Source organism: Streptomyces sp. NBC_01016 (assembly GCF_026341035.1).
Taxonomy (GTDB): Bacteria; Actinomycetota; Actinomycetes; order Streptomycetales; family Streptomycetaceae; genus Streptomyces.
This window is the reverse complement of the sequence record NZ_JAPEOQ010000002.1, coordinates 2,772,768-2,792,341: the sequence shown is the minus strand read 5'-3', so window position 1 is coordinate 2,792,341 and position 19,574 is coordinate 2,772,768. Positions and strand designations below refer to the sequence as shown.

The 19,574-nt window shown below is 70.8% G+C and carries 16 protein-coding genes; 7 read left to right on the top strand and 9 right to left on the bottom strand.

The window, feature by feature from the left end; translation table 11 throughout:
* Nucleotides 1-83 precede the first annotated feature (83 nt).
* Nucleotides 84-1,394 carry an extracellular solute-binding protein gene (locus OG746_RS39490; protein ID WP_266723521.1) on the bottom strand — a complete coding sequence of 437 codons (1,311 nt, stop codon included), beginning with the start codon at nt 1,392-1,394 and terminating at the stop codon, nt 84-86.
* A gap of 388 nt (nt 1,395-1,782) precedes the next feature.
* Between OG746_RS39490 and OG746_RS39485 the strand changes: the two genes are divergently transcribed.
* A complete protein-coding gene (locus OG746_RS39485) occupies nt 1,783-3,030 on the top strand; it encodes a LacI family DNA-binding transcriptional regulator (RefSeq protein WP_266723520.1) in 1,248 nt (415 codons plus the stop codon).
* Nucleotides 3,031-3,404: 374 nt separating this feature from the next.
* Here OG746_RS39485 and OG746_RS39475 read toward each other — a convergent pair whose 3' ends face one another.
* Nucleotides 3,405-3,965, bottom strand: a complete 561-nt coding sequence (locus OG746_RS39475; protein ID WP_266723519.1) for a TetR/AcrR family transcriptional regulator — start codon at nt 3,963-3,965, stop codon at nt 3,405-3,407.
* Between the two features lie 162 nt (nt 3,966-4,127).
* Here OG746_RS39475 and OG746_RS39470 point away from each other — a divergent pair, with 162 nt between their 5' ends.
* The 4 genes from OG746_RS39470 to OG746_RS39455 all read left to right on the top strand — a co-directional run bounded on the left by OG746_RS39470 (nt 4,128) and on the right by OG746_RS39455 (nt 8,469).
* The gene (locus OG746_RS39470; RefSeq protein WP_266723517.1) at nt 4,128-4,832 is read left to right on the top strand and encodes an SDR family oxidoreductase; all 705 of its coding nucleotides are present in this window, start codon (nt 4,128-4,130) and stop codon (nt 4,830-4,832) included.
* 108 nt (nt 4,833-4,940) lie between these two features.
* Complete coding sequence (locus tag OG746_RS39465; protein WP_266723515.1) at nt 4,941-5,996, top strand: aldo/keto reductase; 1,056 nt, start codon at nt 4,941-4,943, stop codon at nt 5,994-5,996.
* A 144-nt stretch (nt 5,997-6,140) separates the two neighbouring features.
* Nucleotides 6,141-7,145, top strand: coding sequence for an NADP-dependent oxidoreductase (locus OG746_RS39460; protein ID WP_266723514.1), 1,005 nt, complete (start codon nt 6,141-6,143; stop codon nt 7,143-7,145).
* A gap of 337 nt (nt 7,146-7,482) precedes the next feature.
* Nucleotides 7,483-8,469 (top strand): aldo/keto reductase, encoded by a 987-nt coding sequence (locus tag OG746_RS39455; protein ID WP_266723513.1) that lies wholly within the window; start codon nt 7,483-7,485, stop codon nt 8,467-8,469.
* A 76-nt stretch (nt 8,470-8,545) separates the two neighbouring features.
* Here OG746_RS39455 and OG746_RS39450 read toward each other — a convergent pair whose 3' ends face one another.
* Nucleotides 8,546-9,565 (bottom strand): Lrp/AsnC family transcriptional regulator, encoded by a 1,020-nt coding sequence (locus tag OG746_RS39450; protein WP_266723512.1) that lies wholly within the window; start codon nt 9,563-9,565, stop codon nt 8,546-8,548.
* A 214-nt stretch (nt 9,566-9,779) separates the two neighbouring features.
* Between OG746_RS39450 and OG746_RS39445 the strand changes: the two genes are divergently transcribed.
* Nucleotides 9,780-11,354, top strand: coding sequence for an MFS transporter (locus tag OG746_RS39445; RefSeq protein WP_266723510.1), 1,575 nt, complete (start codon nt 9,780-9,782; stop codon nt 11,352-11,354).
* A gap of 64 nt (nt 11,355-11,418) precedes the next feature.
* Here the strand turns inward: OG746_RS39445 and OG746_RS39440 are convergent, their stop codons facing one another.
* The 3 genes from OG746_RS39440 to OG746_RS39430 form a co-directional block, all read right to left on the bottom strand.
* A complete protein-coding gene (locus tag OG746_RS39440; protein ID WP_266723508.1) occupies nt 11,419-12,126 on the bottom strand; it encodes a nitroreductase in 708 nt (235 codons plus the stop codon).
* Between the two features lie 35 nt (nt 12,127-12,161).
* Nucleotides 12,162-12,896, bottom strand: coding sequence for an NADPH-dependent F420 reductase (locus OG746_RS39435; protein ID WP_266723506.1), 735 nt, complete (start codon nt 12,894-12,896; stop codon nt 12,162-12,164).
* A 231-nt stretch (nt 12,897-13,127) separates the two neighbouring features.
* Complete coding sequence (locus tag OG746_RS39430; protein ID WP_266723505.1) at nt 13,128-13,724, bottom strand: TetR/AcrR family transcriptional regulator; 597 nt, start codon at nt 13,722-13,724, stop codon at nt 13,128-13,130.
* Nucleotides 13,725-13,906: 182 nt separating this feature from the next.
* On the opposite strand from OG746_RS39430, the gene OG746_RS39425 reads away from it, so the two are divergent.
* Nucleotides 13,907-16,699, top strand: coding sequence for a hypothetical protein (locus tag OG746_RS39425; protein WP_266723503.1), 2,793 nt, complete (start codon nt 13,907-13,909; stop codon nt 16,697-16,699).
* A 69-nt stretch (nt 16,700-16,768) separates the two neighbouring features.
* Here the strand turns inward: OG746_RS39425 and OG746_RS39420 are convergent, their stop codons facing one another.
* The 3 genes from OG746_RS39420 to OG746_RS39410 all read right to left on the bottom strand — a co-directional run bounded on the left by OG746_RS39420 (nt 16,769) and on the right by OG746_RS39410 (nt 19,350).
* On the bottom strand, nt 16,769-17,797 hold the full coding sequence (locus OG746_RS39420) for a zinc-dependent alcohol dehydrogenase family protein (protein ID WP_266723501.1): 1,029 nt from the start codon (nt 17,795-17,797) through the stop codon (nt 16,769-16,771).
* Between the two features lie 142 nt (nt 17,798-17,939).
* Nucleotides 17,940-18,524 carry a TetR/AcrR family transcriptional regulator gene (locus OG746_RS39415; protein ID WP_266723499.1) on the bottom strand — a complete coding sequence of 195 codons (585 nt, stop codon included), beginning with the start codon at nt 18,522-18,524 and terminating at the stop codon, nt 17,940-17,942.
* 49 nt (nt 18,525-18,573) lie between these two features.
* Nucleotides 18,574-19,350 (bottom strand): class I SAM-dependent methyltransferase, encoded by a 777-nt coding sequence (locus OG746_RS39410; protein ID WP_266723497.1) that lies wholly within the window; start codon nt 19,348-19,350, stop codon nt 18,574-18,576.
* Between the last annotated feature and the right edge of the window lie 224 nt (nt 19,351-19,574).

Sequence of the window (19,574 nt, the reverse complement as noted above, 5' to 3'; positions counted from 1 at the left end):
TGGCTAGCTAGCTGGCTGGGTGCGCGATGCGGCGGCGGGGCGGCCGGCAGAACTCCGACCGCACCCGCTCGGTTCCGTACGCGTCAGCCGACGGCCTTCTTGACGCGCTCGTCGGTGGTCTTCCAGGCCTCGGCCGGGGACTTGCCGTTCTCGACCAGCTGGAGACCCTGCTGGAAGTTGTCCTTGATGGTGCCGTCCTTACGGCCGAGCACCTGCTCGGCGGGCACCTCGTTGGCCGCCGCTCCGAAGATCTGGCCGGTCGGGGCGCCGGAGAAGTACTCCGACTTGGCGTCCTTCACCTTCGGGTCCTCGAGTGCGGCCTTCGAGGACGGGAAGTTGCCCAACTTCTCGAAGAGATAGGCCTGTTGCGCGGGCGCGGTCAGCCACGCCACGAGCTTCTTGGCCTCGTCCTTCACCGGGCTCTTCTCGGTGACCCCGAGGAAGGAACCACCCCAGTTGGCGCCCTTGGGGGCCTTGGCGACGTCCCACTTGCCCTTGTTGGCGTCCCCGGCCTTGTCGCTGATGTGCGCGAGCATCCAGGCCGGGCAGACGGTGGTGGCGAACGTGCCGTTGGCGAGCCCCGGGTCCCAACCCGGCTGGAACTGCGGCAACTTGGCGGTCAGGTCCTTCTGGGCGGCCTCGGTCGACAGGTCCCAGGCCTCCTTGATCACCGGGTTGGTCTTGTAGATCAACTGACCGGACTTGTCGTAGTACTGCTCGGAGTTGCCGTAGACCATGGCGTTGAACAGGCCGGAGGCCGAGTCCAGGTACGAGACCTTCTTGTTCTTGTTGCCCTTGGCGAACTTCTCGCCGGTCTCCACGTACTTCTTCCAGTCACCCGCCCACAGCTTGCCGACCTTCTCGCGGTCGGTGGGCAGCCCTGCCTGCTCGAACAGGTCCTTGCGATAACAGACCGCCATCGGCCCGGTGTCCGTGCCGAGGCCCAGGACCTTGCCGTCCTTCGTGGTGATCTGGCCCTGCTTCCACGGCTGGAAGTGCTTGATGTTCTTGGTGCCGGCGAAGTCCGCGAACTTGTCGGCCTGCGTCTCGGTGATCTCCTTCGCCCGCGCCACCTCGATGCCCTGGACGTCCTTGAGTCCGGAGCCGCTGGCGAGGTGGGTCTGCAGGGCGGTGTAGTACGTCTGCTCGTCGCCGGCCGCCTCGGCCTTGACGGTGACGTTGGGGTGCTCCTTCTCGTACTTCTCGATCAGGCCGGTCTCCTTGAAGCCCATCACGCCGTACAGGCCCATGGTGATGGTGACCTTGCCGTCCTCGACGCCGCCGCCGGTGGCGCTCGCGCCCCCTCCGCCGCAGCCCGCGAGCAGGGCGCTCGCCGCCGTACAGGCCAGCACAGCTGTGACTTTTGTACGCAGTTTCCGCTCGACCTTGAGCATGAACGTCCTCCATGAGACGGCGCCGACGCACCGGTGGCACGAGTCGGCCCAAAGCTCGGCCGCCCGCGGCAGGCATCATCAAGTTCCCAGCTCAGAGCGGGTTTCCCAGGGGGCCGCGGACAGGAATCGCGGCCTCTGGTCGGCCTGCTGGCGAGTTGGTGGGAACGTACCCACTGAGTTTCAGGAAGACTGGCGGCCCGACAACTCCCGTGTCAAGAAGTCGAATCCAGCTCGTTTCCACCTCGTTATCGACGGACGCTTCCGGAAAGGGGCCACGGAGTGGGCAGAATCGGGGTGGCAGCTGACAGAATGCGCAGGCCGGGAGGGGGCCGGGAGGGTCGAACCCCCAACAGGGCGGCCCTGAAGGGGAATTGGAGGATCCGGAACGATGAGCGGCGACACGACACGAGAAGTGGCGGGCGGGGAGCGGGACGGGGGCCGGGCCGGCGGTCGAGGCGAGGGCCGGGCCGGCAGTCGAGACGGGGCCCGGGCCGGCGGTCGAGGCGAGGGCCGGGGTCTGCGCATCGGAAGCGATCCGCAGACCGACAGCCGGGAGCCGGCCGCACGCCAAGAACAGGACACACCCCGAGAACCGGCCGCACGCCGGGACCGCGAGCAGAGCGGGGCGGGCGCCCGGCCGACCATCAAGACCGTGGCGGCGCGGGCCGGCGTCGGGCGCACCACCGTCTCCCGTGTGGTGAACGGCTCGGAGCTGGTCAGCGAGAAGGCGCGGGAGGCCGTCCTCAACGCCATCGCGGAACTGGGCTACGTCCCCAATTCGGTGGCCCGCGGACTGGTCACCAGCCGTACCAACGCCGTCGCCCTGGTCATCCCCGAGTCCGAGAGCCGGCTCGGCTCGGAGCCCTACTTCTCGGCGGTGATCCGCGGGGTGAGCGCCGCGCTCGCCGACACGCGCACCCAGCTCCAGCTGACGCTCGTCCGCGACCAGGCCGAACGCGACCAGCTCACCCAGTCTGTCGCCGAACGCCGGGTAGACGGCGTGCTGTTGGTCTCGATACACGAACACGACGTCCTGCCGGGCCTGTTGGAATCGGCCGGGCTGCCAACCGTCCTCGCGGGCCGCCGCAGGGAGGACGACCCGCTCAGTTACGTCTGCGCCGACAACCGGGGCGGGGCCGCCACCGCCGTGCGCCACCTCCTGGACCGCGGGCGGCGCCGGATCGCCACTGTCGCGGGCCCCCAGGACATGGAGGTCGGCCGCAGCCGGTTGCGCGGCTGCCAGGAAGCACTCGTCCAGGCGGGCATCCCGGCTGAGGAACACCTGGTCGAGGTCGGCGACTTCACCGAGGAAGGAGCGCGCGCGGCGATGCGTTCGCTACTTGAACGTGCCCCGGACCTGGACGCCGTGTTCGCCGCCTCCGACCTGATGGCCGCGGGCACCCTCCTCGAACTGCGCGCCCAGGGTCGCCGCGTGCCGGAGGATGTCTCGGTCGTCGGATTCGAGGACTCCTACCTCGCCCGCCACACCAACCCACCGCTCACGACGGTCCGCCAGCCCACGGAGGAGATCGGCGCCACGATCGCCCGCACCCTCCTCCGCGAGATCGGGAACCCGGCGGTTGCGCGCACGAGGCTTGTGCTGGATACGGAGTTGGTGGTGCGGGAGTCGTCGTAGCGGGGGTGGCTGCCCAGGCTTGGACGGTGCAGGGCTACTGCGCCAATCCGACTTCTCGGCTTCGCTGTTGGCCGCAGGAAGCGCGGCGATGAGTATCTCGGTGGCCTCGGTGATGTTGTCGGCCCTGACGGCGTGAGTCATGGCCGTGCGGGCGGTGGCGGACGTTCTCCGTCATTGCTTCGCCGGTGGCGAGCAGCGCAGCTACCCAGAGCCCGGCGGAGGAACCAGGCTCCGCCTCACGGTCGACACCCGCACATGGCTGACCCGGCCCGTTCCTGGCCGGCCACCAGCACACCCTCCCACGGGACAGCCCCACACTTCGAGGAAACCTGACACACCGGCCCCTGCCGTGGCGGGCGCCAACACTCCGCCGATCAGTCCGCTTCCGTCAGAGCCACACGCGCGGCGGCCAGGATCTGCTCGGAGAGCGGTGAGCCCTTGGTGGCGCGGGACAGGACGAGCGCGCCGAACAGGGTGCTCAGGCGGGCGAGGCCGTCCTGGTCGTCATCGGCGAGGAAGTCGGCGAAGTCGGCCACCCCGTCGGCGTAGACGCGGCGGGCCTCCTGGTCGTCGGGGGTGCGGGCGATGTCGGTGGCGAGCGCGGCGACGGGGCAGCCGTCCGCCATGTTGTCGCGGTGTTCGACGGAGAGGTAGGTGTCGATCAGCGTGCGCTGGGCGTCGTCGCGCCGGCCCTCGTACTGCTCGAGCCCGGCGGCGTACCGCTGGGCGAGCTCGTCGATCGCGTGGGCGGTGGCCTCGTCGACGAGTGCCTCCTTGGAAGCGAACTGCTTGTAGAAGGCGCCGTGGGTCAGACCGGCCGCCTTCATCAGGTCGGCGACGCTGACCTGCGTGCCCTGCTCCCTGAACAGCCGGGAGGCGGTGTCCACGACCCGCCTGCGGTTCTCCTCCGCCTGCGCCTGCGATACGCGGCCCATGGCCACCTCCTGCGTGCTCCTACGTGAACCCGGTTCCGTGAACCCGGTTTGGATGTCGACTGGCATCTATCGTAGTCCAGTGTTTAGATTGTCATCGTAATCTAAATCTGATGGACGCGGGTGACCGGACGGCGCCCGCCACTACCGGGAGCAGGATCGGACATGGAGCTCAAGAACACGGTCGCGGTCGTCACCGGCGCCAACCGGGGTCTCGGCCGGCACCTCGCCGCCCAGCTCGTGGAGCGCGGCGCGAAGGTCTACGCGGCGGCCCGCCGCCCCGAGACGGTCGATCTGCCGGGTGTCGCGCCGCTGCGCCTGGACGTCACGGACGAGGAGTCGATCCGGGAGGCCGCCCGCACCGCCTCCGACGCTGCGCTGCTGATCAACAACGCGGGCATCTCCACCGGCGCCACGCTGGTCGGCGGCGACCTGGACGAGGTGCGCCGGGAGATGGACACCAACTTCTTCGGGCCGCTCGCCGCGACCCGCGCCTTCGCCCCCGTGATCGAGGGCAACGGCGGCGGCGCCGTGCTCAATGTCCTGTCCGTCCTTTCCTGGTACCACCCGGCGGGCCTCGGCTCCTACGCCGCGTCCAAGGCCGCGGCCTGGGCGCTGAGCGGCGCGAGCCGCGAGGAACTGGCGCCGCGCGGCATCACCGTCTCCGCGCTGCACGTCGGATACATGGACACCGACATGGCCGCCGAGGTCCCCGCCGACCAGAAGGTCTCCGCCTCCGACGTCGCGGCGCAGGCACTCGACGGCATCGAGGCGGGCCTGCCCGAGATCCTCGCTGATGAGTTGACCCGACAGGTCAAGCAGGGCCTGGCCATCACGCCGCAGACGCAGCCGCAGCCGAACGCCGCCTGAGCCTTCCGGGGCGCTCCTGAGCCTTCCGGGGCGCTCCTGAGTCTTCCGGGGCGCTCCCGAAACGCCCTCCTCCCCCTCGCTCGCGATCCCCCTACGCAAGGACATCTCATGCGCTACACGACCTTCGGCCACCGGACCGGACTGCGCGTGTCCGAGTACGCGCTCGGCACCGCGAACTTCGGCACCGGCTGGGGTGCCGGGGCCGAGCCCGACGAGGCCCGCCGGATCTTCGACCGGTTCGCCGAGGCCGGCGGCACCTTCCTCGACAGCGCGGACGGCTACCAGTTCGGCGAGTCGGAGGAGCTGACCGGAAAGCTGATCTCGGCCGACCGCGACCACTTCGTCCTGGCCACCAAGTTCACCCTCGGCGCCGCCCCGCAGCCGGACATCTCCAAGACGGGCAACAGCCGCAAGAACATGGTCGCCTCGGTGGAGGCCAGCCTGAAGCGCCTGGGCACCGACCACATCGACCTGCTGTGGGTGCACTTCCCCGACGAGCTCACGCCGATGGAAGAGCTCCTGCGCGGACTCGACGACCTGGTCAGCGCCGGCAAGATCCACCACGCCGCGCTGTCCAACTTCCCGGCCTGGCGCGTCTCGCGCGCGGTGACCCTCGCCGACCTCAGGAACCAGGCCCCGATCATCGGCATCCAGCACGAGTACAGCCTCGTCGAGCGCACCGCCGACCGCGAGCTGCTGCCGATGGCCGAGAGCCTCGGGCTCGGCGCCGCCCTGTGGTCCCCGCTCGGCGGCGGACTCCTCACCGGCAAGTACCGCACCTCCGCCGACGGTCGTCTGAGCGACCTGGGCATGGTCATCCACACCGAGGACACCGGCCAGAAGACCGCCGTCGTCGACACCGTCCTGGCCGTCGCCGAGGAGACCGGCGTGACACCCGCCCAGGTGGCGGTGGCCTGGGTGCGCGAGCGCGCGGCCCGCTCGGTGGCCACGCTCGTCCCGATCATCGGCCCGCGCAGCCTCGCCCAGCTCGACAGCTACCTCGGCGCCCTCGACGTCCGGCTGACCGACGAGCAGTACGCCCGGCTCACCGAGGTCAGCTCGGTGCCGCTCGGCGTGCCCCACGAGGGGATCGCCGGCTCGCTGGACCGCCTCCAGGGCGGCGCCGCCGACCACGTCATCACTCCGGCCGTGCCGGTGGCTTGAGCCACCAGCGATGCCCCCGGCCGCGCCGCGGGGCCGCGCGCGAACGCTGAACACACCACAGACTGCCTCGTACCGACGGACACCCGTGACGGGACGAACGGAAACCCCGGCCTCGCACGGACGGGAACAGAAAGGGAGACGGCGATGAAGGCCTTCAGGGTCGAGAAGTACGGCGACGCGGGCGGCATGCGTGCCGCCGATGTCCCCGACCCCGTCGTCGGCGCCGACGACGTCCTGGTCAAGATCCACGCGGCGGGCGTCAACCCGCTCGACACGAGGATCCGCAACGGCGACTTCAAGGCGTTCCTGCCCTACCGACTCCCCCTCGTCCTGGGCAACGACCTCGCCGGCACGGTCGTCCAAGTGGGCTCCGACGTAACGGAGTTCGCGGTCGACGACGAGGTCTACGCCCGCCCCGACAAGGACCGCATCGGCACCTTCGCCGAGCTCATCGCCGTCCACCAGGACGACCTGGCACCCAAGCCCACCACCCTCACCATGGCCGAGGCCGCCTCCCTCCCCCTGGTCGCCCTCACCGCCTGGCAGGCGCTGGTCGAGCGGGCACACGTAAAGCCCGGCCAGAAGGTCCTCGTCCACGCGGGCGCCGGTGGCCTCGGTTCCCTCGCCGTCCAGCTCGCGAAGGCGCTCGGCGCACATGTGGCCACCACCGTGAGCACCGCCAAGGTCGACCTCGCCAAGGAACTCGGCGCCGACGAGGTCATCGACTACCGCACGCAGGACTTCGAGACCCTCCTCGACGGCTACGACGTCGTCCTGGACAGCCTCGGCGGCGACAACCTCGCCGAGTCCCTGCGCATCCTCAAGCCCGGCGGCACCGCCATCTCCGTCGCGGGCCCGCCCGACCCGTCCTTCGCCCGCGAACTCGGCGCGAACCCGGTCCTGCGCCTGGCCATGACCGCGCTCAGCTTCAAGACCCGTCGCCAGGCCAAGTGCCTCGGAGTGACGTACTCCTTCCTGTTCATGAGGGCCAGCGGCGAGCAACTCCGCGCACTCACCCCTCTCATCGACGCAGGGAAGATCCACCCGGTCGTCGACCGCGTCTTCCCGTTCGACGAGACCCTCCAGGCGATGGAGTACGTCGAGAAGGGCCGCGCGAAGGCCGGCAAGGTCGTCGTCTCCATGACCTGAGAACATCGGAACCGCCCCGGCCGGGTGGCCGGAGAGCCACCCGCGGCACCGGACACATCCCCCACGCACCAAACCCCTCCCCCGCCCTGTCGATAGACCTTCACCCAGAACTTCCTCCGGGCCGTGGCCGCGCCCGGGTCGCCCGACAACTGACGTACTCCAGGGGCGAGTTCAGCGACCGCGCCCCGCGAGTGGGGGCACTCCCGTTCCAGGTACCAACAGGGCCCCCCTCATACCGTCCGTCCGATCTAGCCTGGAACACGTGAGTACAGCGAGCGACGTCCGGAGGTTCCCGGCGTCACCTCACGCTCGACGTCACCCGACAAGGAGCACCACGATGCACACCCGCACACTCGGCCAGGGCCTCGAGGTCTCGGCGATCGGTCTGGGCTGCATGGGCATGTCCCAGAGCTACGGCCCCAACCCCGGCGACCGCGCGGACATGATCGGCGTACTCCGCGGCGCCGTCGACCGCGGCGTCACCTTCTTCGACACCGCCGAGGTCTACGGCCCCTACGTCAACGAGGAGTTGGTGGGCGAGGCACTCGCCCCGGTGCGCGAACAGGTCGTCCTCGCCACCAAGTTCGGCTGGAACATCGACAACGGCGCGATGAACGGGCTCAACAGCCGCCCCGAACAGATCAGGCGCGTCGCCGACGCCTCGCTGCGCCGCCTGCGCACCGACACCATCGACCTCTTCTACCAGCACCGCGTCGACCCCGACGTCCCGATCGAGGACGTCGCCGGCACGGTCGCCGAACTCGTACAGGCGGGCAAGGTACGCCACTTCGGCCTCTCCGAGGCGGCGGTCGGCACGATCCGCAGGGCGCACGCCGTGCACCCCGTGACCGCCGTGCAGAGCGAATACTCGCTGTGGACCCGCGACCCCGAACCCGAGGTCCTGCCCACCCTCGCCGAACTCGGCATCGGCTTCGTACCGTTCAGCCCACTCGGCAAGGGCTTCCTCACCGGCACCGTCGACACCACGACCACGTTCACCGAAGGCGACATCAGGTCCAGGGTGCCGCGCTTCGACCAGGACAACCTCGCCGCCAACCAGTCGCTCGTCGACCACGTCTCCGCCCTCGCCAAGACCAAGAACGCCTCCCCCGGCCAGATCGCCCTGGCCTGGCTCCTGGTCAAGCAGCCCTGGATCGTCCCGATCCCCGGCACGCGCCGCACCGCGCGCCTCGAGGAGAACGCCGCCGCGACCCAAGTCCCGCTCTCCGCCGACGAGATCGCCGGCCTCGACGCCCTGGCGGACCGGGTCGGTGTGCACGGTGACCGCTACAACGCCGCGCACATGGGCTTCGTCAACAGGTGAGGCGGTGGCGGTCGGCCTCGCGGATGACGGCTGGCGCCACCGCCGCCCAGGGCAGGGCGGCGCAGCCCGTACGGGCTCATCCCGCAGCCGGGAGGTAGGGGCCGGGGCCCTTCAAGGTGCGGTGGACGGGGGCGGTCGTCGTGTGGCGCAGGCCGGGCAAGGTGGCCACCGGCCCGGTCAGGTAGCGGTAGAAGTGCTGCGCGCTCGTGGCGTCCACGCTGGCGTACAGGTTGGCCGTGCCCGTCACCGCGGCGGCGAAGGGCACTTCGGGGTGGGTGGCCAACGCCTCGCCCGCCTCGGCGAGGCGGGCCGGATCGATCTCCAGCCACAGCGCCGCCCGGAAGTTCCGCTGGAGAACGTCCAGGCGGTACTCGACGTCGAAGTAGAGGACTCCGGCCGTCCTGAGCTCGGTGATCCGGCGGCGCACCGTCGACTGCGACAGGCCCGTCGCGGCAGCCAACTCCCCGGGCGCCGCCCTGCCGTCCCGGGCCAGCAGGTCGAGCAGGTGGCGGTCGCCGTCGTCCAGGGTCACCGCGGGGGCCGCGTCCGTGGCGCGCTGCGGCACGGAGGGTGGCGTGAGGGACGCGACCTGCGCGGGTGTCAGTGGCCCGATCTTGTTGATCGAGCTGAGGTCCTTGCCGAAGAAGACGTGCAGCAGGCAGTGCGCGGACACGTCCATCACCTGGGGTGTGCGCGGCAGTTTCTGCAGTAGCAGCGGCTCCCGCAGCCCCGGCCCCCGGGTTCGCACCGAGCAGACGAGTTCGGTGCCGCCGGAGCTGAGGCTGACCCACGTCGTGTCCGGGCGCCGCGCCAGCGCCTCCCCGATGGAAGCCGCCGCGTCAGGTGTGCACCGGATGCGTACGACCCACGAGGAGTCGCCGAGCCGCATCGGATCGGTCAGCCCCAGGACCCTGAGCTTCCCGGCGGACCGCAGGCGGGACCAGCGGCGCGCCGCGGTCTGGTCGGACACCCCCAGGGCCTCGCCGATCTCCTTGAACGAGGCCCGTCCGTTGATCTGAAGGGCGTGCGCGAGCGCCATCTCCTCGACCGACAGCTCACGGTCGGCTTCGTCAGATGTGTCGAGATACGTCTTCATGGATTCCATTGTGTCGGATCTGAGCAACGGGGCATCTCTGGCTCATTGAATTGCCCGAGGGGGTTCCAGGATCAGTCGAAGGGACGACGCCGGGGATATGCGTGCGTGACACACGTGCGTGCCACACATGCGTGACATACGTGCGTGACATACGTGCATTCACCGGCCGGCTCTCCCCTTCCGACAGCACGCACGATCCGAATGGAGAAACGACATGCGCAAGTGGTGGCCCTTGCTGGCCGTCTGCCTCGGCGCCTTCATCCTGCTGGTGGACGTGACCATCGTGAACGTCGCCCTGCCGAGCATGGCCGACGATCTCGACGCCTCCTTCACCTCGCTGCAATGGGTGATCGACGGATACGCCCTGGCCCTCGCCGCCCTGCTCCTGGCATCCGGTTCCGTGGCGGACCGGTTCGGGCACCGGCGGTTCTACGTCTACGGCCTGGGGCTCTTCGGCCTGGCCTCGCTGGTCTGCGGACTCGCCCCCGACGCCGGGGTACTGATCGCCGCCCGCGTGGTGCAGGGCGTCGGAGGCGCCGCCATGTTCGCCACGACCCCCGCCCTGCTGATCTCCTCGTACCAGGGCAGGGACCGCGGCACGGCCTTCGGCATATGGGGCGCCGCGAACGGCGCGGCCGCCGCCGCGGGACCGCTTCTCGGCGGCCTGCTCACCGAGCACTTCAGCTGGCAGGCGATCTTCTGGGTCAACCTGCCCATCGCGGCCGTCGCCATCGCCATGACGCTGCGCGTGGTCCGCGCCGACCAGTCGGGCAAGCCGTCCGGCAACGGCGCACCGGCCCGCATCGACGTCCCCGGCGCGACGGCCTTCACCGTCGCCGCCACCACGCTCACCTACGGCCTCATCCGTGGACCTGAGGCGGGCTGGGCCTCGGCCGAGATCCTGGCGACCTTCGCCGTCAGCGTCCTGGCCCTGGCCGCGTTCGTACTGATCGAGCACCGCACGGCACGACGCGGCGGTGCCCCGATGCTCGACCTGACCCTGCTGCGACGCCCGTCGTTCGCGGGCCTGATGAGCGGTGCGCTGCTGCTGCAGGGCGGCGCCTTCGGGTGCCTGGTGCTGCTCTCCGTGTGGTTGCAGTCCGTGCTGGGCCTCGGGCCGGTCGCGGCGGGCCTCGCCCTGACCCCGCTGGCCGGCGCGTCGTTCCTCGTCGCCGCCGGCGCCGGACGCCACATCCAGCGGCTCTCCCCACGTCTGCCGGTCGGCCTCGGGCTCCTGTCCATCGCCGCCGGCATGCTGCTGTTGCGCGCGGGGATGACGGCCGACGCAGGGGCCACCTCGCTCGTCTGGGGCCTCGTGGTCACCGGGATCGGCGTGGGTCTGGCCACCCCGGTGCTGGTCTCGGCCGCCACGTCCGCCGTGCCGCCGCGACAGGCGGGCATGGCCGGCGGAGCCGTCAACACCTTCCGCCAGTTGGGCATGACCCTGGCCATCGCCGTCCTCGGCGCGGTCTTCACCAGCCGTACGGCCGACGCACTCACCGCGTCCGGCGCCGTCCCTGACCCCGATCTGGCCGCCGCCGCCCTCGCCGCGGGACAGGCGCAGCACCTGGTGCAGGCGGTGCCCGCCGCCCAAAGCGCGGAGGCACAGCACCTGGTGCATCAGGCCTTCGCCACCGGGCTCGACACGGTCTTCCTGCTCGCCGCCTGCGCGGCAGCCCTCGGCGGACTGATCGTCCTGGCCCTCGTACGACCGCCGAACCGGACGGCCGCACCAGCGCCACAGGACGTCCCCCCGGCCGCCGCCCCGGCCCCGGCCTCGTCCCGGTGACCTTGATGGGCGGTTGATGGGTGGCTGATGGGTGGTCGATCAGTAGTTGATGGGTGGTTGCGTACTACCCGTCGAGGACGCCGGGGGTGTCATGCAGGGCCACGCTCTGCTGTAGCGGGATGCGGCCCACATCGATGCCATGCATCGGTGAGGACCTGTCGCCGATCCCGAAGGAGACGCCGAACAGCAGCTTGAGGTCATCGGTGACACCAAGGGACTGGCGAACCGTGTCGGCGTAGACACCGAGGACGGCCTGGGGGATGCCGTGGTAGCCCCGCGCGGTCAGCGAGAGCAGGAAGTTCTGTGCGTACATGCCTATGTCACCGGCGGCGCGGACACCGTCGCCGAGCACCGGCATGAAGAGCAGGGCGACATGCGGTGCTCCGTAGAACCGCAGGTTCTCGCGGATGACCTCCTTCCTGCCTTCGAGGTCGGAGCGCTCCACGCCGCGGGCTCCGTAGACGGTGGCCGCGTGCTGGTGCGAACGCTCCTGGTAGATGCCTTCGCCGTAGCCGGAGGTGAAGTCGAGGGAGGTCCGGTCCTCTTCGTACGCCGCGAGGAGCTCCTTGCTCAGGGCGTCACGCGCGGCGCCGGAGACGATGTGGACGTGCCACGGCTGGGTGTTGCTGTTGGAGGGTGCCGACTGGGCGTCTTCCAGGATGCTGCGGATGTCCGCGGCGGGCAGCGGCGTGGGCAGGAACTGCCGGGAGGAGTGCCTGGCGCGTACGAGATCACTGAAGTACGAGGCGGGCAGCGGGGTGGCGGTGGTCAACGGGGTTCCCTTCGGGGGGAGTTGGGTTTCGGATGTCAGCGGTGGGCGGCGCGGTTCATCTCGACGACGTCCTCCACGGTCGGGTCGGCCGGCAGGGCGGCGAAGCGTTCCATCACGCTGTCGCGCACCTGGGTGTCCTTGACGCGGTCGGCCGCGGCCAGCGCCTCCGGCAGCTGATCGAGGGTCAACTCGGTGCAGTAGGCGGGGCCCATCGGCTGCTGACGCCAGGAGTCGGCCAGCGGCCCTGCGTCGAAGGGGTCGAAGCCGGTGTCGTCCACGAGGCGCATGGCCACCCGCCGGGCCTCGTCGGAGTCCGCGGCGACCGGGAGGGCGATGCGGCCCGGGGTTCCGGCCGGGGCGCCCTTGGTCCGCTGGGTCTCGGCGAGGGCGGCGTTCCACGCCTTGGCCACGGGCCGCCCCAGCTGCTTGGCGATCCACACGCTCTCGATCTCGCCGTTGTCCACCTCCTCGATCCGTCCGCTGAGGTGCGGGTAGTAGTTGGAGGCGTCGATGACCACCGTCTCGGCGGGCACGGTGGTGAACAGCTCGGCCAGTTCCGGGGCCTTGCCGAAGGGGATGGCCAGGATGATGGCGTCCCTGTCCTGGACGGCGCTGTCGAGCGCCACCGCGCGGGCCCCGGTCTCCAGCACGTGGTCGGCGACGACTTCGGGGCCCCGGGCGACCGCGACCTGGACGTCATGGCCGGCCGTGCTGAGCTTGCGGGCGAGATTTCCGCCGATGACACCGGCGCCAATAACGGTGATTTTCACGATTTGTCCTCTCGAAGACTTGAGGGTGCGAAGACTTGAAGGTGCCAAGGCTTGGAGGTGCCAAGGCTTGAAGGTGCGAAGGTTGGAGTGCCACTGCTCCGGGGCACGCCGGGCCGCCGCGCGACCGACGGCCGAGCGGAAGGTGCCGGACAGGACGAGGGCTTGAAGGATTCCGGAAGGGTGTGTCGAAAAGGGCGTGTCGGAAAGGGTGTGTCGGAGGGCGGCGAAGGCCTACGCCTGGTCGTCCCGCTCGCGGTAACCGCTGGCGATGAGCGCACGCAACCGGTCCAGCGACGCTTCGTCGGTGGCACCGGTGCCCTGGATCCAGGCGACCGAGACGGCCGCAAGGAACAGGTCGTACCCCTGCACCGACTCCCGTACCCGGCCCGCGAGTTGGGCGGTCCGCAGGTACTCGTCCGTGGCGGAGATGAGGGTGTCACAGGGAAGCGTGAGCGGATTGTTCGGCTCGTGCGCGCGGGCCGCGGCCATGAGCGGCTCCGGCAGCCCACTGAAGGCACTGAAGTACTCCTCCAGCGCCCGCAGCCACTGCTCCAGCGCCTCGACGGAGTCACCGAGCTTCGCGATGTCCGCCTGGCGGTTCACCAGCTCTTCGGAGCGCGTCTGCAGCACGGCGGCCAGCAGCGCTTCCCGGGTGGGGAAGTGCCGATACAAGGTGGCGGGCCCCACACCCGCCTCCTTGGCCACGGCCTCCAGGGAGGTGCCGACCCCATGCCGGAGAAAGTGTCGTTGCGCCGCTTCCAGGAGGGCAGCGCGGTTGCGCTGGACATCGGCACGGGGTTTGCGCCCCTGTTGCCCACTGGTGCTCATACGCCCTCCCGATCCCTGCCGGTTCCATCACACGTAAAAACGGATGCCGCCTCCGTTCTCATTCGAGAGTAAAACGGAGGCAGCATCCGGTCAAGCTGGGGCGGGGCCCCCAACGCACTCCTTGCCTGCGCCCGCGCGCAATCCGGTCGTCGAGCGACCTGTTATGCGGAACACTCTCCGGGGTGGATGAGCTCAGGAGTGCAGAGGCCGAGGCGAAGCACCCTGTGCTGGGGCAGCATCGCCGCACCTACTGGCCGCCGCGCCGAGGGCCCTTGACGTATGTGCTCCTCCTGCTGCGACTCATCCCCTTCTCCGCCCTGACCTTCCTCGTGACGATTCTCATCGGCGCGTTCTTCAGCTGGGACGACGCGACCGTGGCCCAAGTCCTGGGTGTGCTCGCGCTGTTGGGGCCGGTTGCCATCCGAGGGCTCTGGCACTGGCGGCACGCGCGCGCAGAGCTGCGTCTGTACGAGCGCGGGGTGATGGCCGTCGCTTCCAACGGGCGGGATGCCGTCTACCTCTGGTCGTCGACGATGCTCTTCACGGACGGCAGGCAACGCTACAAGCTGGCCAACCCCGACGGGACGGTCATCACACTCGGGGCGGCCGACCGCGGCCCCCTCCTCAACGCGACCCGTATCCGGGGCCTGCCCACCCGCACGTTGATCAAGGGGCTCCAGCTCCCGGACGAGGGCGAGTGGGGCCCGGCGATCCAGCAGGCCATCGGGGACGCGGTCCTGGCGCCGACCATCGCGGCGGTCCTGGACGGTGCCGAAGTCCCGTTCGGGGTGCTGGTGGTGAGTCGGGACGGGTTGGCTGTGCGGCGCAGGCGCGGGCGCGGGCGGGACGACTTCACGACCTGGCAGGACGTCGTTTCGATCACCGTCACGGACGAGGGTGGCCTGGAGGTGTCCTCACGCGGCCCCGACTTCCCGACCCACTACGTGATTCCGCAGTACCAGGTCCCCCACCTCGAGGTCCTCCTCGCCATCGCACACCGCCAACGCACCGACCGGCCACCGACCGCACCCGCTCCGACCGCTGCCCCACGACCCACCCCGACGGCGACCGGCGATGACACCGAGGAAACCGGGGAGCCTCATGGCACCAATGACACCGAGGAACCCAGCGACGTAGCAGATCAGTTGAGCTGGTACGTCACCTTCGGCATCGGCGCCTGGGCTGCCTGGCGGCTCGGTGACCGGCAGGGGGTGGACGGGGTCGGCCCCGTCCTGATGGCCGTCCTCGCGGCGGTCTTCGGCGGGTTCTTCGGGGCCGTCTTCGGGCTGGGGCTCGCGGCGTTCGTCGGGATCCTGCCGCGAACGGTGGGCGAGTTCGTCGTCGAACCGCTGATCCGCTGGTTCCGGCACCGCCGGTACGTCGCCGCCCTCGTCCTCGCGCTGGTCGCCCTCGGCGTGCCGGTCACGCTGCTGGCCAGGCTGTTCTGGTCGTTCCCGTCCCGGCTTGTCCCGCTGCTCGTGCTGGTCTTCTTCGGCGGTTGGGCGCTGGTGCTCGCCATCAAGCGGTGCGACCGGTCGGAACGCACCGTAGTGCGGCACCTCCCGGATCTTCCCGGCGTGGCGCTGGTGTGCCTGGCCGCCCAACAGCTGGTCGCCGGCGACATACTGACCGTGCTGCCGGCCGCCGGGCTGTTCTTTCCGATCGCGATCTGGCTCTGCTGGCGTGGCTGGCGCCGGTTGAAGGACTCGCCGCGGCCGACGGTGCAGGCGGCGGCCGACGTCGTGGTATCCCTGCAACTCGGCCTGGTTCTGGCCTTGTTCGTGGTGTGGCTGGGCAACGTACTGTCGTTCAGCCCGACCCAAGTCGCCGCAGTTCGGGGCGTGTTGAGCTCGATCCAAGGACTGACCGAAGTGCCCTGGCTGTACTGGCTCGTGGCGTACACCGTGCTGGCCTGCGGCAGTTACGCGGTGTTGCGGTGGCCGGAGCGCGTCGCGCGCTTGCGGGAGCGGTTGCGTCCGGCCCGCTTCCGCGAGTCGCGGCTGCCGCTGGGCGCCGCGGTCAACTTCGGGCGGCGCGTCCTCAGCGGGCTCAGCCTCGGCCTCATGGTCACGCTACTGTTCGCCGTCGTCCTGGCCCCGGTCTCCGAGGGGACGTGGAAGCGGCCGGTGGCCAAGAGGTACGCGCTGGAGACGCAGCGCCGCGAGGACGCGGCGGGTGCAGCGGCCGCGTACCGGGAGATCCATCAGCAGGTGACGGCGCATCCCCGCTCGGCGGCGCGCCTGCGATCCGTGGTCCTGGCCGTGTACCGGGCGGCGCCCTCGCCACCCGGGGAGCCGGTGAGCCCGGCGGCCCGCCAACTCGCGCGTCAGGTCGGCCGTTACCAGGCCGCTTCACTCGACGTCGACGACCCGGCCGCACCGCAACCTGCCGTGCCGCCGGAGACCGACGGCCTCGACGAAGAGCTCGCCCAGCTCGACGCGAGCCAGCAGCTCGCCGCGGATCGCGAACAGCGGACCGACCGTTTCGCCGAACTCGCCTCCCTGGCTGCCACCCGCACCTTCGACATCCCCGACCTGGGCGACAACGGGGTCGTGCAGATCCTCAAGGAGTACCTCGGCGGGCTGGTGGAGGACGGCCCGGTGAAGCGGATCTTCTACCGGTGGGGCGAGCGGATCGACCGGCCCGCACCGCCTCCCGCACCCGACGACGAGCGGCCCGCAGCGCCCCATCCGCCCGACGGCGAGCGGCTCGTGCGCATCGACCTCCGCCGGCTGACCTCGGTGGCGTACGACCGGGCCCGCGACGCAGTCGAGCGCGCCGACGGCCAACTGCTCGGCTTCTACCAGCGGTTCGGCGTGGGCTTCCCCACCGAGGAGCCCTCAATGACCAGGGTGGTCGACCTGGCGAACCAGCATCGCTACCTGCGGCACACGAACGGGGACTGCCCCGGGTGTGTGCGCCCCGGGGACGGAGGCGGGAACGGCGGCACCACTGGTGGCGGCGGGCGCCGCTGAGCCGCGGGCGAGGTGCGTATGGAGTTCGCGGCGAGCCGCTGCGCGTGCGCCTCCGCCCGGCGGTTTGCGTCAGGGCGCGATCATCGTGACCCCTCGGCCCGGCGCTGAGCCCATCGCGTTGAGCGCGGCCGGTGTCTCGTCCAGGGAGATCGTGGCGGTGACGAGGCGGTCGGGGCGCAGGGTTCCGGCGGTGACCAGTTCCAGCATGCGGGGGTAGGCGTGCGCCGCCATGCCGTGGCTGCCGAGGAGTTCGAGTTCGAGGGCGACGACCCGGTCCATCGGGAGGTGGGCGCCGCCCGGCAGGAGGCCGACCTGGACGTGGCGTCCGCGGCGGCGCAGGCTCGCGACGGAGGCGGCGCTGGTGGTGGGGGAACCGAGCGCGTCGAGGGAGACGTGGGCTCCGCCGCGGATGGCGTCGCGGACCGCCGCGGCGGTGTCCGGGACCTCTGCCGCGTTGACGCAGACGGTGGCGCCGAAGGCGGAGGCCAGGGCGAGGGCCTCTGGAGAGACGTCCACCGCCACCACCCGGGCCCCGGCCGCCGCCGCGATCATCACGGCGGACAGGCCCACGCCTCCACAGCCGTGCACCGCCACCCACTCCCCCGCGGCCGCGCGCCCCTGGTCGGCGACGGCGCGGAAGGCGGTGGCGAAGCGGCAGCCCAGACTCGCGGCGGTGGCGTCGGTCATGCCCTCGGGGACGGCGACGAGGTTCACGTCGGCATGGTGCAGCGCGACGTACTCGGCGAACGATCCGGCGTGCGTGAAGCCGGGCTGCTCCTGGCGCTCGCACACCTGGTGGTCGCCGCGGACACAGGAGGCGCAGCGCCCGCAGGCGCAGATGAACGGGACGGTGACACGGTCGCCGGTCCGCCACTCGGTGACGTCGGCGCCGACCGCCTCGACGGTGCCGGCCAGTTCGTGGCCGGGGATGTGCGGGAGGCGGACGTCCGGGTCGTGGCCCTGCCAGGCGTGCCAGTCGCTGCGGCACAGCCCCGTCGCCCCGACCCGCACCACGACTCCGTCCCGGGGCGGCGCGGGGTCGGCGACCTGCCGTACCTCCGCGTCTTTGCCGAACTCCTCGAAGACCACTGCACGCATCCGCGAACTCCGCTCTCCCGGCAGCCGTTTACGACCGCCCCCGCCCTGACAATGCTGGTCAGCGCCTCGGACCCGGGTCCGGGCTGCCGACCGCACCGACCGTACGCGACCGGTGCGGGCAGCGCCCGGCCACCCCGACGGGTCAGCCCGAGCGGTCCCGACCGCATGCCGTGGCCCGCAGCCCGTCAGTGACGATGGCAAGCATGCGTTCGGTGCGCTCCTGCCGATCGGGGCCGCTGCCGGCTTTCCACAGGAAGGACACGAGCAGCAGCACCTCGTCGGCATGGACGTCGGGCCGTACGAGTTCGGCGTCCTTGCAGGCGGCGAGTATCCGGTTCAACGCCGCGGTGATCAGCGGGTAGCAGTGGCCGCCCAGGTCCGCCCGGGTGGCGGCCTCGACGGCCTGGACCGCCCCGTGTTGGCTGCGGCTGTATGCGGCGAGCCGGCCGAGCCACAGGCGCAGTGCGTCCAGCGGTGCGTGTTCGTCGAGGAGGCGCGGAGCGGCTTCGGCAAGTGTCTCGATGTCGCCCCGGTACACGGCGAGGAGCAACGCCTCGCGGTGCGGGAAGTGCCGGTACATCGTCCCCTGGCCCACGCCGGCCGCCTTCGCGATCGACTGGAGGGTCGCACCAGGGGCGCGGGCGAAGGCCTCGCTCGCGGTCTCGATGATGCGGACGCGATTGCCCTCGGCGTCGCATCGCGCCGCGCGCGGGCGGGGCGGCGTCATCCAGTGTCTCCCTTCCGGGCCGTGCTCAGGTGCCGTACAGGTCCTCTGGTCAGACCGTGGCGCGCAGGAGGACGAGGGATCCGCTGTAGGTCGGTCGATGGCGCAGGTGGCCGAAGGCCGCGTCCCAGGCCCCGGAGCCCAGGGCGTGGCGCAGCGAGGTGTCGAAGTCCTGACGCGCACGGTCGTCGATGAAGCTCCACGCCGAGCAGGCCTGGCGGGCCGCGGGGTCGAGGAGCAGTTCGGGGCGGCCGTAGTACGCCTCGTTGAAGCCGTCGGTGCAGTCCAACGGGATGGGTACGGGCTGGATGTCGACCGTGCCGCCGAGCGCGTCGGCCAGCTCGCCGAGGCGCGGGTAGCGGCGGGCCTCGATGTCCAGCACATCGGGGGCGTACTCGTAGAGCCAGAAGTCGCGTACGCGGGCGGGGTCGCAGGTGAGGACGAGGACGGGGCCACGGGTGACGCGCCGCATCTCGCGCAGTCCCGCCGCGGGGTCGGGCCACTCATGGACGCTGAAGAGGGCCATGGAGGCGTCGAACCGGCCGTCGTCGAAGGGCAGGTTCTCGGCGACGGCGTCGATGGCGGTGGCGAGCTCGGCCGGGCGTCGGGCGCGCAGGGCCAGGGAGGGCTCGACCGCGGTGATGGTGTGCGCGGCCGTCTCGTACGAGCCGGTGCCGGCGCCGACGTTGAGGATGTCCCGCGCATCGCCGAGCGCCGCGGCGATGGTGTGGGCGATGCGTGCGTCGGGTCGACGGTGGGAGGCGCGGCCGGAGCCGACGGTGGCGTGGTCGACGTCGCCGGAGCCGCCGTCGTATGTGCGCGTGACCATGGGGACCTCACTTCGCGGTCTCGAACCGGCCGGGATTGCGTATTCGCTACCCGAACAACATCATCCATCTTGCATCTGCAAGGCAGATTTCCATAGAGGGCTTGCAGATGCTTGGGCGATCCATCAAATCCCCAAGTGCCGGGACCGTCGAATTTGGAGGATGTGTCGATCGGCGGACGCGAACCGCACACCCCGCACACCCGCACACTCTGCATCCAAGGATT

Excerpts from the sequence above, each read along its gene's own strand:
- OG746_RS39470 (WP_266723517.1), top strand. The coding sequence starts at position 4,128 with ATGGAGCTCAAGAACACGGTCGCGGTCGTCACCGGCGCCAACCGGGGT.
- OG746_RS39410 (WP_266723497.1), bottom strand. The coding sequence starts at position 19,350 with ATGGTCACGCGCACATACGACGGCGGCTCCGGCGACGTCGACCACGCC.
- OG746_RS39430 (WP_266723505.1), bottom strand. The coding sequence starts at position 13,724 with ATGAGCACCAGTGGGCAACAGGGGCGCAAACCCCGTGCCGATGTCCAG.
- OG746_RS39420 (WP_266723501.1), bottom strand. The coding sequence starts at position 17,797 with ATGCGTGCAGTGGTCTTCGAGGAGTTCGGCAAAGACGCGGAGGTACGG.
- OG746_RS39475 (WP_266723519.1), bottom strand. The coding sequence starts at position 3,965 with ATGGGCCGCGTATCGCAGGCGCAGGCGGAGGAGAACCGCAGGCGGGTC.
- OG746_RS39490 (WP_266723521.1), bottom strand. The coding sequence starts at position 1,394 with ATGCTCAAGGTCGAGCGGAAACTGCGTACAAAAGTCACAGCTGTGCTG.
- OG746_RS39460 (WP_266723514.1), top strand. The coding sequence starts at position 6,141 with ATGAAGGCCTTCAGGGTCGAGAAGTACGGCGACGCGGGCGGCATGCGT.
- OG746_RS39445 (WP_266723510.1), top strand. The coding sequence starts at position 9,780 with ATGCGCAAGTGGTGGCCCTTGCTGGCCGTCTGCCTCGGCGCCTTCATC.
- OG746_RS39455 (WP_266723513.1), top strand. The coding sequence starts at position 7,483 with ATGCACACCCGCACACTCGGCCAGGGCCTCGAGGTCTCGGCGATCGGT.
- OG746_RS39415 (WP_266723499.1), bottom strand. The coding sequence starts at position 18,524 with ATGACGCCGCCCCGCCCGCGCGCGGCGCGATGCGACGCCGAGGGCAAT.
- OG746_RS39465 (WP_266723515.1), top strand. The coding sequence starts at position 4,941 with ATGCGCTACACGACCTTCGGCCACCGGACCGGACTGCGCGTGTCCGAG.
- OG746_RS39485 (WP_266723520.1), top strand. The coding sequence starts at position 1,783 with ATGAGCGGCGACACGACACGAGAAGTGGCGGGCGGGGAGCGGGACGGG.
- OG746_RS39450 (WP_266723512.1), bottom strand. The coding sequence starts at position 9,565 with ATGAAGACGTATCTCGACACATCTGACGAAGCCGACCGTGAGCTGTCG.